The organism is Streptomyces sp. NPDC002574 (assembly GCF_042889545.1).
GTDB lineage: Bacteria > Actinomycetota > Actinomycetes > Streptomycetales > Streptomycetaceae > Actinacidiphila.
The window spans coordinates 59,697-74,401 of sequence record NZ_JBIARB010000004.1 but is presented as its reverse complement, the minus strand read 5'-3'; the positions used below and the strand labels follow the sequence as shown (position 1 = coordinate 74,401).

The window sequence follows — 14,705 nt, the reverse complement described above, 5'->3', positions numbered from 1 at the left end:
ACATGTGATCATCTCCCTTCCCCGGGGCCGATGTTCATCCCTGTCGCCGCCCCATAACCTGTAGCCGACCACGGACCGATGGGGGCACAGGCATGAGCACTGAGGGTATTCCGGAGACCCTCATCGACGGCCGCTACGAACTGCGACGGCAGCTCGGGCGCGGCGGCATGGGCGTGGTCTGGGAGGCGTACGACAACCGGCTCGGCCGTCAGGTCGCCGTCAAGGAGCTGCTGTTCCGCGGGGCGCTGGACCCGGAGACGCAGGCGCAGTGGGTGGAGCGGGCGCGCCGGGAGGCGCAGGCGATCGCCCGGATCGGGCACGAGCACGTGGTCGCGGTGCACGACGTGATAGAGGCCGAGGGCCAGGTCTGGATCGTCATGGAGCAGGTCAACCCGCACTCCTTGGCCGACCAGCTGCGCGAGCGGGGCCGGCTGCCGGCGCTCCAGGCGGCGCGGATCGGGCTGGAGGTGCTGCGGGGTCTGCGCGCGGTGCACGCGGCCGGTGTGCTGCACCGGGACGTGAAGCCGCACAACATCCTCTTCCGGCGCGACGGCCGTGCCGTGCTGATGGACTTCGGCATCGCCACCTTCGAGGGCGCGGCCCAGGTGACGCGGCTGCACGAGACCGTGGGCACCCCGCAGTACCTCGCCCCGGAGGTGGCCAACCGGCAGCCCCCGACGCCCGCCTCCGACCTGTGGTCGCTGGGCGTCACGCTGTACGAGATGGTCGAGGGCAGGGCGCCCTTCCGGGGGCCGACGCCGTACGAGGTGCTGGAGGCCGTGCGCACCTCGGAGCCGCCGCCGATGGCGCACGGCGGGCCGCTGCGCCCGCTGGTCGACGGGCTGCTGGTCAAGGACCCCGGGGCGCGGATGACGGCACAGCGCGCCGAGCAGTTGCTGCAGCACGTGGCGCAGGAGACCCCGCAGTTCCCCCTGCCCGTCCATACCGACTACGACCCGCAGGCCACCGAGTCGGCGGCACACGTCCCGGAGCCGCTCACGGACCCGTCCGCGGAGGGGGGCGCCGTGCCGGCGCCCCGGCCCGGCGGGCGCCTCGCGTGGCGGCGCTGGCGCGCGCTGCTGGCGGGCGGCGTCGGACTGGTGGTGCTCGCGGCGGCCGGCTGGTTCGCCACCGACGGGCTGCGGGACGGCAGCGGGCCGAAGCTGGGGGGCTCCCCGACGTACCAGGCGGCCCGTGCGCGCGGCTATCTGCTGGTCGGCGTCAAGAAGGACCAGCCGGGACTGAGTCAGGCCTCGTCGACCGCCAAGGGCGGCTACGAGGGCTTCGACATCGATCTGGCCCGGGCGATCGCCCGCCATCTGGGCTTCCAGCGCGTCGAGTTCACGGTCGTGGACACCCAGTCGCGGGAGTACCGCCTGAAGGCCGGTCAGGTCGATCTGATAGTGGCGAGCTACTCGATCACGCCGGAGCGCAAGGAGCAGGTCGACTTCGCGGGCCCGTACTACCAGGCCGCACAGGACTTCCTGGTGCGCACGAACTCGCCCATCCACGGCGCGCAGGACCTGTTCGGCCGCAAGGTGTGCACGGTCACCGACTCCACTCCCGCCGAGCGCCTCGGGAAGCAGTTCCCGTTGATAAAGACCGACCAGCAGGCCTCGTACGGGATCTGCGTCGACGAGCTGCTGACCGGCCGGGTCGACGCCGTCTCCACCGACGACATCATCCTGGCCGGCTACCGGGCCCAGCACCCCGAGCAACTGCGCCTGCTGGGGGTGCCGTTCGGAAGCGAGGAGTACGGCGTGGGCATCCAGAAGAACGAGCCCGCGCTGAAGCACGCCATATGCGACGCGATCCAGGACGAGATCACCTCGGGTGCCTGGCAGGCGTCGTACATCAAGCACCTCAAGCCGCTCACCCCGCAGCAGCTCGCGGACCAGCGGCCGCCCGAGGAGATGGAGGAGTGCGCCTGACCGTGCGCTGCCCCCGGGCGGCCCGCGCGGATCAGCGCAGCGCGAAGGTGGTGACGACGGCGGCGTGGTCGGAGGGCCACGCGTTGCCCGCGACATCGGGCTCGGGACGGGGGTCGCCGGTGACGAGCGTCGTGGAGTCCAGGACCTCCAGCCCGCTGCCCGCGTAGAGCACGAAGTCGATCCGGTCCTGCGGTTCGGGCTCGGGGTTGACCGGTGACCAGGTGGTGCCCGGGTCGCGCACCGGGTCGGGGTGGGCGTCGCGGTAGGAGTCGCGCAGGCCCGCCGCCTCGGCCTCCAGGGTGACCGGCCAGGGCATCGGGCCGCGGCCGCCGTGCAGCGGGGCCGCCCCGGCGGTCCAGTCCAGGTGGGAGGGGACGTTGAAGTCCCCGACCAGCAGCACCGGAGTGGTATCGCGGGCGGCGAGGTCGCCGGCCATGTCGTGCAGGATGTGGCGGATCTCGCCGAGACGGCCCGAGGACTCCTCGCGCGCGGCCAGCGCCTCGACCGGCAGCCGGTCGTGGAGGGCGTCGTAGGGGCCGTAGGGCGTGTAGTTCAGGTGCGCGCTCCACACCGTGACGTCGTGGTCCGCGTCGAGGCGTACGGTCGCGCCGAGGCCGCCGTAGAACGGGGTCGCGGGCAGGCCGTGGCGGGAGACGATCGGGTAGCGGCTGATGACGCCGAGGTTGTCGCCGGCCTGGTGGTAGTCCCAGCCGAGTGCCTCGGCCAGTTCCTTGGCGGAGTGGGTGAGGGTCTCCTGAAGGCCGACGACGTCGGCGTCCGCGTCCAGCAGGACGCGCAGCTGCTTGTCGCGGTGGTCGTCGACCCTGGTGCCGCCGAGCCACAGGTTCCAGGTCATGACGCGCAGCCTGCGCACCAGGGGCTCGCCGGCCGCGGCGACCGGCACCCGGACGGTGACGGAGGCGGTGCGCCCGGTGTCGTCGGTGGCGGTGACGGTGACCTCGGCCTCGCCGGGCGCGTCGGGTGTGCCGGTGACCGTGCCGTCGGCGGTGACCTCGGCCCAGGCCGGGCCGGCGCCCATCGCGTACGTCACGGGGGCGCCGCGCAGCAGGCCGGCCACGGTGGCGCGGAAGGGCTCGCCGACCCGGGCGGCGCGGGTGGTGAAGGCGGGCACCAGGAAGGACGGTGCACGGCGGACCAGGTCCCGCAGCACCGTGATGCCGGCCTGCTCCAGGCTGCTGAGCACCATGCGTCCGGGACCGGGCGCGATCGGCGCCAGCGAGGGCACGGCGAGCACCCGGCAGCCGGCGGCCTCGGCGGAGGCGACGCCGGTCGGGGTGTCCTCGACGGCGACGCAGGAGGCCGGGTCGGCGCCCAGGGCGTGGGCCGCGGCGAGGTAGGGGTCGGGGGCGGGCTTGGTGCGCTCGGTGTCGTCGGCGGTGAAGGAGACCGCGAAGCGGTCCCGGCCGAGGACGTCGAGGACGATGTCGACGACCTCACGGGGCGAGGCCGACACAAGCGCGATGGGGACGGCGTGCCGGGCCAGTTCGTCGAGCAGTTCGATCGCACCGGGGCGCGGGACCGTACGGACCCGGACCCGGGTCGCGAACTCGCGGTGCAGGACGGCGGCCAGCTCGTCGGCGCGGGTCGCCGTCCCGGTCGTGCTCACCAGATGTGCGGCGGTGTGCTCGACGGCGCGGCCGAGGACCTCGGTCACATCGGCGTCGCCGAGCACGTGCCCCAACCCGGCGGCCACTTGCTCGACCGCCTCCCACCACAGCTCCTCGGTGTCGACGAGCGTGCCGTCCATGTCGAACAGAACGGCATTGAGCGGGTGGGTCGGTGGGTGGGTCACGGAACTCTCTTTCAACGGGGTGTGGGGGGATGGGCGGTGCGATCGGGGCGGGGTCGGGATCGGGGTCAGGCGGCGCGCGCGGCCACCAGGACGGGGCGGTCGGGCAGGGTCAGGGAGACGGACGCGCCGGGCGGCAGCGCGGCGGCGGCGGTGCTGGGCAGGTCGGCCTTGACGTCGGTGCCGTCGGAGAGCCGGACGGTCACCCGGGTCACCGCGCCGAGGAAGGCGGTCGCCACGACGTGCGCGTCGCCGGTGGGGTCGGCGGACACGGTCACCGCCTCGGGACGCACCAGCACGTCGACCTCGCGGCCCCCGGAACCGTGGGAACCGTCGGCGGTGCCGCTCTCGGCGGGCAGCCGGCGGCCCAGGACCTCGACGTACCCGTCGTCGGCCAGGCGGCCCGGGATCCGGCTGTTGGTGCCGACGAACTCGGCGACGAAGGCGGTCGCCGGGCGGTCGTACAGCTCGGCGGGGGCGGCGCACTGCTCCAGGCGGCCGGCGTTCATGACGGCGACGCGGTCGGCCATGGACAGCGCCTCCTCCTGGTCGTGCGTCACGAACAGTGTGGTGATGCCGAGTTCCAGCTGCAGGCGGCGGATCTCCTCGCGGAGGTTGGTGCGCACCTTGGCGTCCAGGGCGCTCAGCGGCTCGTCCAGCAGCAGCACGCGCGGCCGCAGCGCCAGGGCGCGGGCGAGTGCCACACGCTGCTGCTGACCACCGGAGAGCTGGTGCGGGAAGCGGTCGGCGTGGCTCGGCAGGCCGACGAGCTCCAGCAGTTCGGCGGCGCGCCTGCGGCGCTCGGCGGTGCCGACCTTGCGCATGCGCAGCCCGAAGGCCACGTTGTCGGCGGCGCTCAGGTGCGGGAAGAGGCTGTAGGACTGGAAGACCATGCCGGCGTCGCGGCGGTGCGCCGGGGTCGAGGTGACGTCCTTGCCGTCGACGAGGACCTGACCGGAGTCGGGGTGCTCGAAGCCCGCGAGCATGCGCAGCGCGGTGGTTTTGCCGCAACCGGACGGGCCCAGCAGGGCGAGCAGTTCGCCGGGCTGCACGGTCAGGTCCAGCCCGTCCAGGGCGGTGGTGGTGTCGAAGGACCGGCGCAGCGCACGGAACTCGACGGTGGCGCCGCCCGCGGTGCGCGGGGCGGCGTCGGTGGGCGGGGCGGGGACGGTGTCGGTCATGGTGTCGGTCACTCCTGGGAGGCGGTGCGTGTCGAGGAACGGCGTCCGCTGAACGCGGTCAGTGCCAGCAGCAGCGCCCAGGTGACGAGCAGGCTGAGCACCGAGACGGCGACGGACAACTGGGCCTGCGAACCGCTGGCGGTGACGATCCACACGGCGAAGGGCTGGAAGCCGAGCAGCGAGGCGACGGTGAACTCGCCGAGCACGAGGGCGAGGGTCAGGAACGAGGCGTTCAGCAGCGCCCCGCGCAGGTTCGGGAGCACCGTGCTGATCAGGGCGCGCGGGTAACTCGCCCCGCAGGAGCGGGCGGCCTCCACCAGGGTGCGCACGTCGATGGCCCGCAGGCCCGCGTCGAGCGCCCGGTAGACGAACGGCAGCGCCATCACCACGTCCGTGAGGACCAGCACCACGGGGAAGTCCGGGTTCTGGACGGCCACGAACGTCTGGAACAGGGGCGTGCTGGACAGGTACTCCGGACCCCAGCCCAGCACGGTGCGGACACCGGCCACCAGGGCGATCGGCGGCACGACCAGCGGCAGCGAGCAGACCACCTCGATCACGGGGCGCAGCCGGGGCGCCGACAGCCGCAGCGCCACCATGGCGGGCACCATGAGGAGCAGGACGACGAGCACGGTGGCCACGGCCAGCTCGAGGGAGAGCAGCAGGCTGGTGGTGAAACCCTCGGCCTTGAAGATCTGTCCGTAGGCGTCGAGTGTGAAGCCCTGGCCGGGGACGTCCACGGTGAAGATCACCGAGGCGGCCAGCGGCACCAGGAAGTAGATCGCGGCGAAGGCGAGGACGAAGCCCCGCCAGGGCCGCAGTCGTGCGGTGGTCACACGAGCCATCGCGCGCTCCGTCGTTGCAGGGGCAGGTAGATCGCCATGACCAGGCCGGCGACGACGACCATGTCGAGACTGAGCGCCAGGCCGACGTTCTCCTGGCCGACCAGCACGTTGCCGGAGATGGCGTCGGCGATCTGCAGGGGAACCAGTGGCACCGAGCTGCCGACCATGGCGGCGGCGGTGGCGTACGCGGCGAAGGCGCTGCCGAAGAGCAGCACGAAGCCCCCGAGCAGCGAGGGGGCCAGCACGGGCAGCGCGACGTGCCGCCAGTACTGGACGCCGGTGGCGCCGTTGTTCTGGGCGGCCTCGCGCCACTGGACCCGCAGCCCGTCCAGGGCGGGGGTGACGGTGAGCACCATCAGCGGGATCAGGAAGTACAGGTAGACGATCACCAGACCCCAGAAGCTGTAGAGGTTCCAGCCCTTGTCGGCGAGGCCGAGGCGCCGGGTGAGGATGCCGGAGTTGCCGAGGGTGGCGACGAAGGCGAAGGCGAGCGGCACGCCGCCGAAGTTGGCGAGCACGCCCGACGCGGTCAGAACGGCCTCGCGCAGCGCGCGGAAGCGCGAGGTGACCACGGCCTGCGCGAGCAGCAGCCCGCACACGGTGCCGATCGCCGCGGAGAGCGCGGACAGCTTGACACTGCCCCACAGGGCGGTCAGGTAGGCCCCCTGCAGGGAGGAGGTCAAGTTGGCCGTGGTGTACGAGGAGGCCCCGGTGGTGGGGTCCTTGACGGTGAAGGCGCCGTTCAGCATGGCCAGGGCGGGGGCCCCGAAACTGATCGCCACGAAGACGAGCAGCGGGGCCACCGCGAGCCAGCCGGCGGGGCGCCGCCGCGCCGGGGTCTTCTCCCCGGCGTCGGCGGCGGGCGCGACGGTGGCGGTCATGAGGTCGGTCATCCGGTGACGGCCTTGGCCCAGCCCTGGGCGAGGACGTCCTTGGCCTTGGCCTGCTGGTCCTCGGTCGGGAAGGACGGGGTGCCGGTGACCGGGGGGAGCGCGGCGGCGGCGGCCTTGTCGAGGGTGCCGGCCGTCTCCATGGCGGGCATCAGGACGGGGCGGGCGAAGCCCTTGAGCCACAGGTTCTGGCCCTCGGCGCTGTAGAGGTACTCCTGCCACAGGCGCGCGGCCGCGGGGTGCGGGGCGTCCTTGTTGATCGCCTGGGAGTAGTACTGGGCGTACTTGCCGTCCTCGGGGATGACGACCTTCCAGTCCAGGCCCTTGCTGGCGAACTCCTTGGCGTAGCCGGCGTTCAGGTAGTCCCAGTCGATGGAGATGGGCGTCTCGCCCTTCTCGACGGTGGCCGGGGTGGACTCGACGGGCGTGTAGTTGCCGTTCTTCTTCAGCTTGGCGAAGAAGTCCAGGCCGGCCTGGATGTCGTCGAAGGAGCCGCCGTTGGCCAGGGCCGCCGCGTAGACGCCGCCGAAGGCGGAGCCGGACTTGGTCGGGTTGCCGTTCATGGCGACCTGGCTCTTGTACTGCGGCTTGAGCAGGTCGGCGAAGGACGTCGGGCAGACCTTGACCGCCTTGGCGTCGCAGCCGATGGAGACGTAGCCGCCGTAGTCGTTGTACCAGCGCGCCTGTGCGTCCTTCTGGGCGGCCGGGATGTCGTCGAAGGAGGCGACCTTGTAGGAGGCGAACAGACCCTGCTGGGCACCGCTGAGGGCGAAGGAGCTGCCGAGGTCCAGGACGTCGGGGGCGCGGTCCTGGCCCTTGCGGGAGGTGACGGCGTTGATCTCGTCCTGGCTGGCGGCGTCCGGGGTCTCGTCGTTGATCTTGATCCCGTACTTCTTGGTGAAGCCGTCGATCAGCTCGCCGTAGTTGGCCCAGTCGCGGGGCAGGGCGATCGCGTTGAGGGTGCCCTCCTTCTTGGCGGCGGCCACGAGGGCGTCCATGCCGCCGAACTCCTCGGCGGAGGTCGCGGTGGCGGCGCTCTTGCCGTCGGCGGAGGTCTGGGTGGAGGGGGCGGAGCCACAGGCGCTGAGGGCCAGCGCGGTCAGAGCAAGACCGGCGGCGACGGCTGCCGCCTTCGGGAGGGACGCAGGCACGGATGTCTCCTGGGTAGGGGTGTCGGGTCCTGGGCGACCAGGACCGGCATCACTTGTTTGAACAAGTTGACCCCAGTAGGCCCGGCATCCATGTCCTTTCCGTTAACAGGGCGAGAACCCCGGACAGCTGCCGGAGAACAGTACGCCGCTGATGGCAACGGATCTGCGTCGTCAGCAAGTTGACCGATGCCCCTGCGGACGGGCACGCTCCGGCTCGTCTACGCTGACCCCTGTTGTGCGCAGACGGCGAATGAACGGAAGGGGACGCGGTGACGGCGCGGCACGAAGAGATCGCCGAGGAACTGCGGCGGGCCATCGACGACGAGCAGTACACGGTCGGCGCCCTGCTGCCCCCGGAGACCGAACTGGCCGCCCGCTACGGCGTCTCGCGCGGCACGGTGCGGCAGGCGATCGCCGCGCTCACCACCGAGGGCCTGATCGGCTCCCGGCAGGGCGCCCGCCGGGTCGTCCTGGCCAGCCGGCGCAGCCAGAGCTTCGCGGAGCTGCGCAGCTTCGCCCAGTGGGCCCGCGCCATGGGGCGCGCGGCCTCCGGCGAGGTGGTCTCCTCCGAGACCCGCCCGGCCGGCACGGAGGACGCCGCGCGGCTGCACCTGCGCCCGGGCACCGAGGTGCTGTACGTGCTGCGCCTGCGCGGCCTGGACGGCGAGAGCGTCCTGGTCGAGCGCACGGTGTACGCGGACTGGATCGCCCCGGCGGTGCGGCGCATAGAGCCGGAATGCGAGTCGGTGACCCAGCGGCTGTACGACGACACGGGCCTGGTCTTCGCCTACGGCGAGCACCTGATCGACGCGGTCGCGGCCGGCACCAGGGACGCGGAACTGCTCGGCGTGCGGCGCGGCAGCCCGCTGCTGCGGGTGCGGCGGGTGACCACGACGCAGAAGGGCCGCCCGGTCGAGTGGTCGGACGACCGCTACCGCTCGGACGCCGTCAACTTCAGCATCCACAACTCCATAGGGTCCAACCCGCTGGCCCGGCAGGCCGGTCCGGGCCTCAAGGAGCCGTTCGCGGCACAGTGAGCGTCACCCGCAGCCCGTGCGGCTCGTTCGGGGCGTAGGAGATGCCGCCGCCGCCCTGGGCGAGCAGGACCCGCGCGATGGACAGGCCCAGACCCGAGCCGTCCACGTTCTGGTGGCGCGGGCTGCGCCAGAACCGGTCGCCGACGCGGGCGAGTTCGTCCCCGCTCAGGCCCGGGCCGCCGTCGGCCACCGTGACCTCGACCCGGCCGGGACGGACGGCGACGGCGGTGCCGACGCGCACCCGTTCACCCCGTGGGGTGAACTTCAGGGCGTTGTCGATGACGGCGTCCAGCGCGCTGGACAGCGCGATCCGGTCCGCCCACCCGGTGGCCGCCGCGACACCGTCGTAGGACAGTTCCACGCCCTCGCGGTCGGCGACGGGCCGCCAGGCCTCCACGCGTTCCGCGGTGAGGGCGGCGACGTCGGCGAGGGCGAGGTGGGCCTCGGCGTGCTCGGCGGTGGCCAGCCCCAGCAGGTCGTCCAGGACGGAGGCCAGACGCTTGCCCTCCTCCTGGACCGAGCCGATCTCCTCGTGGCCCTCGGGGAGTTCCAGCCCGAGCAGCTCGATCCGCAGCAGCAGCGCCGACAGCGGGTTGCGCAACTGGTGCGAGGCGTCGGCGACGAAGGCCCGCTGCTGGTCGAGCACCTCCTCCACGTTGTCGGCCATCTCGTTGAAGGAGCGCGCCAGCCGGCGCAGTTCGGGCGGTCCGCCGGCAGCCGCGACGCGGGACTTCATGCGGCCGGTGGCGATGTCGTGGGTGACCCGGTCCAGCACCCGGACCGGGCGCAGCACCCAGCCGGTGAGCCGGAAGGCGGCCATCACGGCCACGGCCATGGCGGCGAGTTCCCCGGCGGCCAGCAGCAGCCAGCCGCGCAGGATGCGCGAACGCATCGCGCCGGTCGGCGAGTCGGTGAGCACCACCGCGACGACGTCGCCGTCCCGCACCACCGGGGAGGCGACCGGCAGCCGGCGGTGCTGCCAGGGCCAGATCTGCCGGGGGTCGTGGCTGCGGCGCCCGGCCAGCGCCTCGCGGTACGCGGTCGTGGCCTCGCCGCCCTCCGGCAGCCGCCAGCCGGCCGGCGCGGAGGCGATCGGCCGCCCGTCGCGGCCGAAGACACCGGCCCGGATGCCGTAGACCTGCTGGTACTGCAGCAGGTCGGCCTTGAGGGTGCCCTCGCGTTCGCCACCGGTGTCGGTGTTGACGTACTGGGCGAGCGCGGCGAAGCGCGCGGTGTCGTCGATGCGGTCGACGACGACCCGCTGCTGCTGGGCGGCGGCGAGGCTGGCGGCGAGCGGGAAGCCGAGCGCCAGCAGCACACCCGCCATGAGGACGATGAGCAGGGGGAGCAGCCGGGTGCGCACCGCGCGCGCCCCCTAGGAGGACGGCACGACGAGCCGGTAGCCGACCCCGCGCACGGTCTCGATCAGGGACGGCAGCCGCAGCTTGGAGCGCAGCGACGCCACGTGCACCTCGAGGGTGCGCCCGGTCCCTTCCCAGCTCGTCCGCCACACCTCGCTGATGATCTGCTCACGGCGGAACACCACACCGGGCCGCTGCGCGAGCATCGCCAGCAGGTCGAACTCCTTGCGGGTGAGCGCCACCGGCTCCTCGCCGACGGTCACCTTGCGGGTGGCCGGCTCCAGGCAGACCGGCCCGAGCCGGATCGGCCCGCCGTCCGCGACGGCCTCGCCGCCCTCGCCCTCGGCACCGGGCCCCTCCTGCGCCTTGCGGCGGCAGACGGCGTGGATGCGGGCGAGCAGCTCTCCGGTGTCGTACGGCTTCACCACGTAGTCGTCGGCGCCGAGGTTGAGCCCGTGGATGCGGGAGCGCACGTCGGCGCGGGCCGTGACCATGATCACGGGTATGGCGGTGCGCAGCCGGATCCTGCTGCACACCTCGAAGCCGTCCTGGTCGGGCAGGCCGAGGTCGAGCAGCACCACGTCGTAGGCCGGACCGTGGTCCGGCAGCAGCGCGTGCAGTGCCTCCTCGCCGCTGCGGGCGTGGGTGACCTGCAGCCCGTGCTTGCCCAGCACGGCGGACAGCGCGGCGGCGACCCGGTGGTCGTCCTCCACGAGCAGCAGCCTCATCCGTTCACCTCCCGCCGTCGGGCCTTCACGTACCGGCCATGATGACCCACCCCCCGCATCCACGCGGATCGGCGATGCGCGCGTCAAGCCACTCCGGGCGCCGCGGCCCGACTGTTACGGAGCCGGTACGCTCCACCGACCCGCGCGCTCACCCAGAGTGCAGGAATTGTGCCCTTCGGTAATCGGATCGTGATGCTCAAGTTCCCCTCAGATCGGGTGACTCGGTTCCCCCGATGTCAATAGGGTCGATCTTCAAGGTCTGGTCAACCGATGAGTCAACCGACGAGGATGGAGCACACGCCGATGACGGAGGTTCCGGTGACCGAGGACGTCGCGGCCACGGCCGACGCCCTGGTCGTGCTGGAGGGCGTGAACAAGCACTTCGGCGCCCTGCACGTGCTCCAGGACATCAACCTGACCATCGGACGCGGTGAGGTCGTGGTCGTCATCGGCCCGTCCGGGTCGGGCAAGTCGACCCTGTGCCGCGCCGTCAACCGGCTGGAGACCATCGACGCGGGCCGCATCACCGTCGACGGCAAGCCGCTGCCCGCGGAGGGCAAGGAGCTCGCCCGGCTGCGCGCCGACGTCGGCATGGTGTTCCAGTCCTTCAACCTCTTCGCTCACAAGACCGTGCTCGAGAACGTGACGCTCGGGCAGATCAAGGTCCGCAAGACCGACAAGAGGTCCGCCGAGGAACGCGCCCGCACCCTGCTGGACCGGGTGGGCGTGGCCAGCCAGGCGGACAAGTACCCGGCCCAGCTCTCCGGCGGCCAGCAGCAGCGCGTCGCCATCGCCCGCGCGCTGGCGATGGAGCCGAAGGTGATGCTCTTCGACGAGCCGACCTCCGCGCTGGACCCGGAGATGATCAACGAGGTGCTGGAGGTCATGCAGCAGCTCGCCCGCGACGGCATGACGATGGTCGTCGTCACCCACGAGATGGGCTTCGCGCGGTCCGCCGCCAACCGGGTGGTCTTCATGGCCGACGGCCGGATCGTCGAACAGGCGACGCCGGACCAGTTCTTCAGCAATCCCCGGAGCGACCGGGCCAAGGACTTCCTTTCGAAGATCCTCCACCACTGAGGTTTGCCGACCTAAGGATGATGACGATGAGGTTCCGTACCACTGCCGCCGCCGGACTCGCCGTCCTGGCGCTGACCGCCACCGCCACCGCGTGCGGCAAGGAGGGCTCGCCCTCCTCCAGCGCGCCCACGGGCGGCTCCAGCAGCGCCGCCGCCGCCGAGCTGCCCTCGTACACCGTCAAGTCCGGCGTGGACCTGGCCGGCTCCAAGACCTGGGACCGGATCAAGAAGGACGGCAAGCTCGTCATCGGCGTCAAGGCCGACCAGCCGAACCTGGGTTACCAGGACCCGGGCAGCAAGAAGTACTCGGGCTTCGACATCGAGATCGCCAAGATGGTCGCCGCCGACCTGGGCTTCGACGAGAGCAAGATCGAGTTCAAGACGATCCAGTCGGCCAACCGCGAGACCGCCATCTCCGGCGGCCAGGTCGACTACTACGTCGGCACCTACACGATCAACGACGAGCGCAAGAAGCAGATCTCCTTCGCCGGCCCGTACTTCGTCGCGGGCCAGGACCTCCTGGTCAAGAAGGGCGGCGGCATCAAGAGCACCGACGACCTCAAGGGCAAGAAGGTCTGCTCGGCCACCGGCTCCACCTCCATCCAGCGCATCAAGGACGGCGGCTACGGCGCCAAGACCGTCGAGTACGACTCGTACTCGCTGTGCGTGCAGAACCTCGCCTCCGGCCAGGTCGACGCCGTCACCACCGACGACGCCATCCTCAAGGGCTACGCCGCGCAGGACCCGGCCAACCTGGAGGTCATCGGCAAGCCGTTCTCCGAGGAGCCCTACGGCGTCGGCCTGCTCAAGGACGACTCCGTCCTGCAGAAGGCGGTCACCGAGGCCCTGAAGAACCACGAGGACAACGGCGACTGGAAGAAGGCCTACGACGCCACGCTCGGCAAGTCCGGCGTGAGCGCCGAGATCCCGCAGCTCCAGTCCTGACCTCCCGCGCGCCGCAGGGGGACCCGGCCCGTCCGGGTCCCCGACGCGGGCCCGTCCCGGGCCCCCCTCCCCCGGCACAGCCCGAGCGTGATGCGCCGGCGGCCCGGTGCGGCCGCCGGCGCACCCCTTCGGAGAATCGGTTTCGGAGAATCGATGAACGTACTGCTGGACAACTTCGCGCTCTTCCGCGAGGGGTTCCTCGGCACGGTCGAGCTGACCGCGCTCAGCGGGGCGATCGCCCTGGTGCTCGGGGTGGTCATGGCCGCGTTCCGGGTGTCCCCCGTGCCGCCGCTGCGCTGGTTCGGCACGGTCTGGGTCACGCTGCTGCGGAACACCCCCCTGACCCTGCTCTTCTTCGTCGCGGCACTGGTGCTGCCCCGGCTGGGGCTGAACACCTGGAGCTTCTTCCAGCTCGCCGTGCTCGCCCTGAGCTGCTACACCTCGGCCTTCATCTGCGAGGCGGTGCGCTCGGGCATGAACACGGTGCCGCTGGGCCAGGCAGAGGCCGCACGCAGCCTCGGGATGACCTTCAGCCAGACGCTGCGGCTGATCATCCTGCCGCAGGCCACCCGCACCGTGGTGGCGCCGCTTGGCAGCCTGCTGATCGCGCTCGCCAAGAACTCCGCGATCGCCGGCGGCTTCAGCGTCTTCGAGCTGTTCAGCGTCCAGAAGACGCTCGGTGAGAAGGGCTACAACATCTTCGTCATCTTCATCTGGGTGGCGATCGCCTACCTGATCATCACCCTCTTCATCAGCGGCGTCTTCCGGCTGCTCGAGTCCCGGCTGGCGGTGGCCCGATGAGCGCGAACGTCCTCTTCGACGCCCCCGGCCCGCGGGCCCGGGTCCGCAACCGGGCCATCGGCGCGGTCGCCGCGCTGGCGATCCTCGCGCTGCTGTGGTTCGTCTACCGGCGGCTCGACGACTCGGGGCAGTTCGCCTCGTACCTGTGGGAGCCGTTCCAGTATGCCGACATCCAGCAGCGGATCGTCGACGGCCTGCTCGCCACGCTGAAGGCCTTCGCACTGGCCGTGGTCCTCTCCCTGCTGCTGGGCGCGCTGCTGGCCACCGGCCGGCTCTCCGACCACGCGCCCGTGCGCTGGGTGGCCACCGTCGTCGTGGAGTTCTTCCGCGCGATGCCGCTGCTCATCATGATCTTCGCGCTGTACGTCGGCGTCTTCACCTCCGCCCCGCTGTGGGCCCTGGTGATCGGCCTGACCCTCTACAACGGTTCGGTGCAGGCCGAGATCTTCCGGGCCGGTATCAACGCCGTGCCCAAGGGGCAGCGCGAGGCGGCGTACGCCCTGGGCCTGCGCAAGACGCAGGTCATGGTCTCCGTGCTGATCCCGCAAGCGGTGCGGGCGATGCTGCCCTCGATCATCAGCCAGGTCGTGGTCACCCTCAAGGACACCTCGCTCGGCTACATCATCACCTACGAGGAACTGCTCTACACGGGCAACCTCATCGCCAAGAACAGCGCCGGCTTCCCCTTCATCCCGATGATCATCGTGATCGGGCCGATCTACATCGTGATGTGCCTGGCCCTCAGCGCGCTCGCGAACTGGATCGAACGGCAGGGGCGCCGCAGCCGCAAGGGTGCCCCGCCCAGGGCCGGTGCCATCAAGGCCGTGGAGGCCGCGGCGGAGTGACGGTGCGCCAGGCGCACCCCGCTCGGCCAGGTGTCGTCACTTGACGCACGCACGCGCAGTGGGTTGCATACGCAATGTGACTGCACATCTTCCCGGGACCG

General features: G+C 71.7%; 13 protein-coding genes. 6 read left to right on the top strand and 7 right to left on the bottom strand.

Translation table 11 applies throughout. The features are described from left to right. The first annotated feature begins 92 nt into the window (after positions 1 to 92). Positions 93 to 1,931 carry a bifunctional serine/threonine-protein kinase/glutamate ABC transporter substrate-binding protein gene (locus ACFYXS_RS10225; protein WP_389245966.1) on the top strand — a complete coding sequence of 613 codons (1,839 nt, stop codon included), beginning with the start codon at positions 93 to 95 and terminating at the stop codon, positions 1,929 to 1,931. Positions 1,932 to 1,962: 31 nt separating this feature from the next. Here ACFYXS_RS10225 and ACFYXS_RS10220 read toward each other — a convergent pair whose 3' ends face one another. The 5 genes from ACFYXS_RS10220 to ACFYXS_RS10200 form a co-directional block, all read right to left on the bottom strand. Further along, entirely contained in the window at positions 1,963 to 3,744 is a 1,782-nt protein-coding gene (locus ACFYXS_RS10220) for an HAD-IA family hydrolase (RefSeq protein WP_389245964.1), read from the bottom strand. 65 nt (positions 3,745 to 3,809) lie between these two features. Beyond that, the gene (locus ACFYXS_RS10215) at positions 3,810 to 4,922 is read right to left on the bottom strand and encodes an ABC transporter ATP-binding protein (RefSeq protein WP_389245962.1); all 1,113 of its coding nucleotides are present in this window, start codon (positions 4,920 to 4,922) and stop codon (positions 3,810 to 3,812) included. Between the two features lie 8 nt (positions 4,923 to 4,930). Beyond that, positions 4,931 to 5,767 (bottom strand): ABC transporter permease, encoded by an 837-nt coding sequence (locus tag ACFYXS_RS10210; protein ID WP_389245958.1) that lies wholly within the window; start codon positions 5,765 to 5,767, stop codon positions 4,931 to 4,933. Further along, the gene (locus ACFYXS_RS10205) at positions 5,755 to 6,648 is read right to left on the bottom strand and encodes an ABC transporter permease (protein ID WP_389246866.1); all 894 of its coding nucleotides are present in this window, start codon (positions 6,646 to 6,648) and stop codon (positions 5,755 to 5,757) included. The genes ACFYXS_RS10210 and ACFYXS_RS10205 overlap by 13 nt, the downstream gene beginning before the upstream one ends. Positions 6,649 to 6,656: 8 nt before the next feature. Next, a complete protein-coding gene (locus ACFYXS_RS10200) occupies positions 6,657 to 7,808 on the bottom strand; it encodes an ABC transporter substrate-binding protein (protein ID WP_389245956.1) in 1,152 nt (383 codons plus the stop codon). 269 nt (positions 7,809 to 8,077) lie between these two features. Here ACFYXS_RS10200 and ACFYXS_RS10195 point away from each other — a divergent pair, with 269 nt between their 5' ends. Further along, positions 8,078 to 8,845: a GntR family transcriptional regulator gene (locus ACFYXS_RS10195; RefSeq protein WP_389245953.1), complete on the top strand. Its 768-nt coding sequence runs from the start codon at positions 8,078 to 8,080 to the stop codon at positions 8,843 to 8,845. Here ACFYXS_RS10195 and ACFYXS_RS10190 read toward each other — a convergent pair. Then, positions 8,820 to 10,208 (bottom strand): sensor histidine kinase, encoded by a 1,389-nt coding sequence (locus ACFYXS_RS10190; protein ID WP_389245950.1) that lies wholly within the window; start codon positions 10,206 to 10,208, stop codon positions 8,820 to 8,822. The genes ACFYXS_RS10195 and ACFYXS_RS10190 overlap by 26 nt on opposite strands. A gap of 12 nt (positions 10,209 to 10,220) precedes the next feature. Further along, complete coding sequence (locus ACFYXS_RS10185; RefSeq protein ID WP_389245948.1) at positions 10,221 to 10,934, bottom strand: response regulator transcription factor; 714 nt, start codon at positions 10,932 to 10,934, stop codon at positions 10,221 to 10,223. A gap of 303 nt (positions 10,935 to 11,237) precedes the next feature. Here ACFYXS_RS10185 and ACFYXS_RS10180 point away from each other — a divergent pair, with 303 nt between their 5' ends. From ACFYXS_RS10180 to ACFYXS_RS10165, 4 genes are all read left to right on the top strand, one after another. Then, positions 11,238 to 12,014, top strand: a complete 777-nt coding sequence (locus ACFYXS_RS10180) for an amino acid ABC transporter ATP-binding protein (protein ID WP_389245946.1) — start codon at positions 11,238 to 11,240, stop codon at positions 12,012 to 12,014. Between the two features lie 26 nt (positions 12,015 to 12,040). Continuing rightward, complete coding sequence (locus ACFYXS_RS10175; protein WP_389245944.1) at positions 12,041 to 12,958, top strand: glutamate ABC transporter substrate-binding protein; 918 nt, start codon at positions 12,041 to 12,043, stop codon at positions 12,956 to 12,958. A gap of 153 nt (positions 12,959 to 13,111) precedes the next feature. Beyond that, complete coding sequence (locus ACFYXS_RS10170; protein ID WP_389245942.1) at positions 13,112 to 13,759, top strand: amino acid ABC transporter permease; 648 nt, start codon at positions 13,112 to 13,114, stop codon at positions 13,757 to 13,759. Then, positions 13,756 to 14,604 (top strand): amino acid ABC transporter permease, encoded by an 849-nt coding sequence (locus ACFYXS_RS10165; protein ID WP_389245940.1) that lies wholly within the window; start codon positions 13,756 to 13,758, stop codon positions 14,602 to 14,604. The genes ACFYXS_RS10170 and ACFYXS_RS10165 overlap by 4 nt, the downstream gene beginning before the upstream one ends. Positions 14,605 to 14,705: the final 101 nt, after the last annotated feature.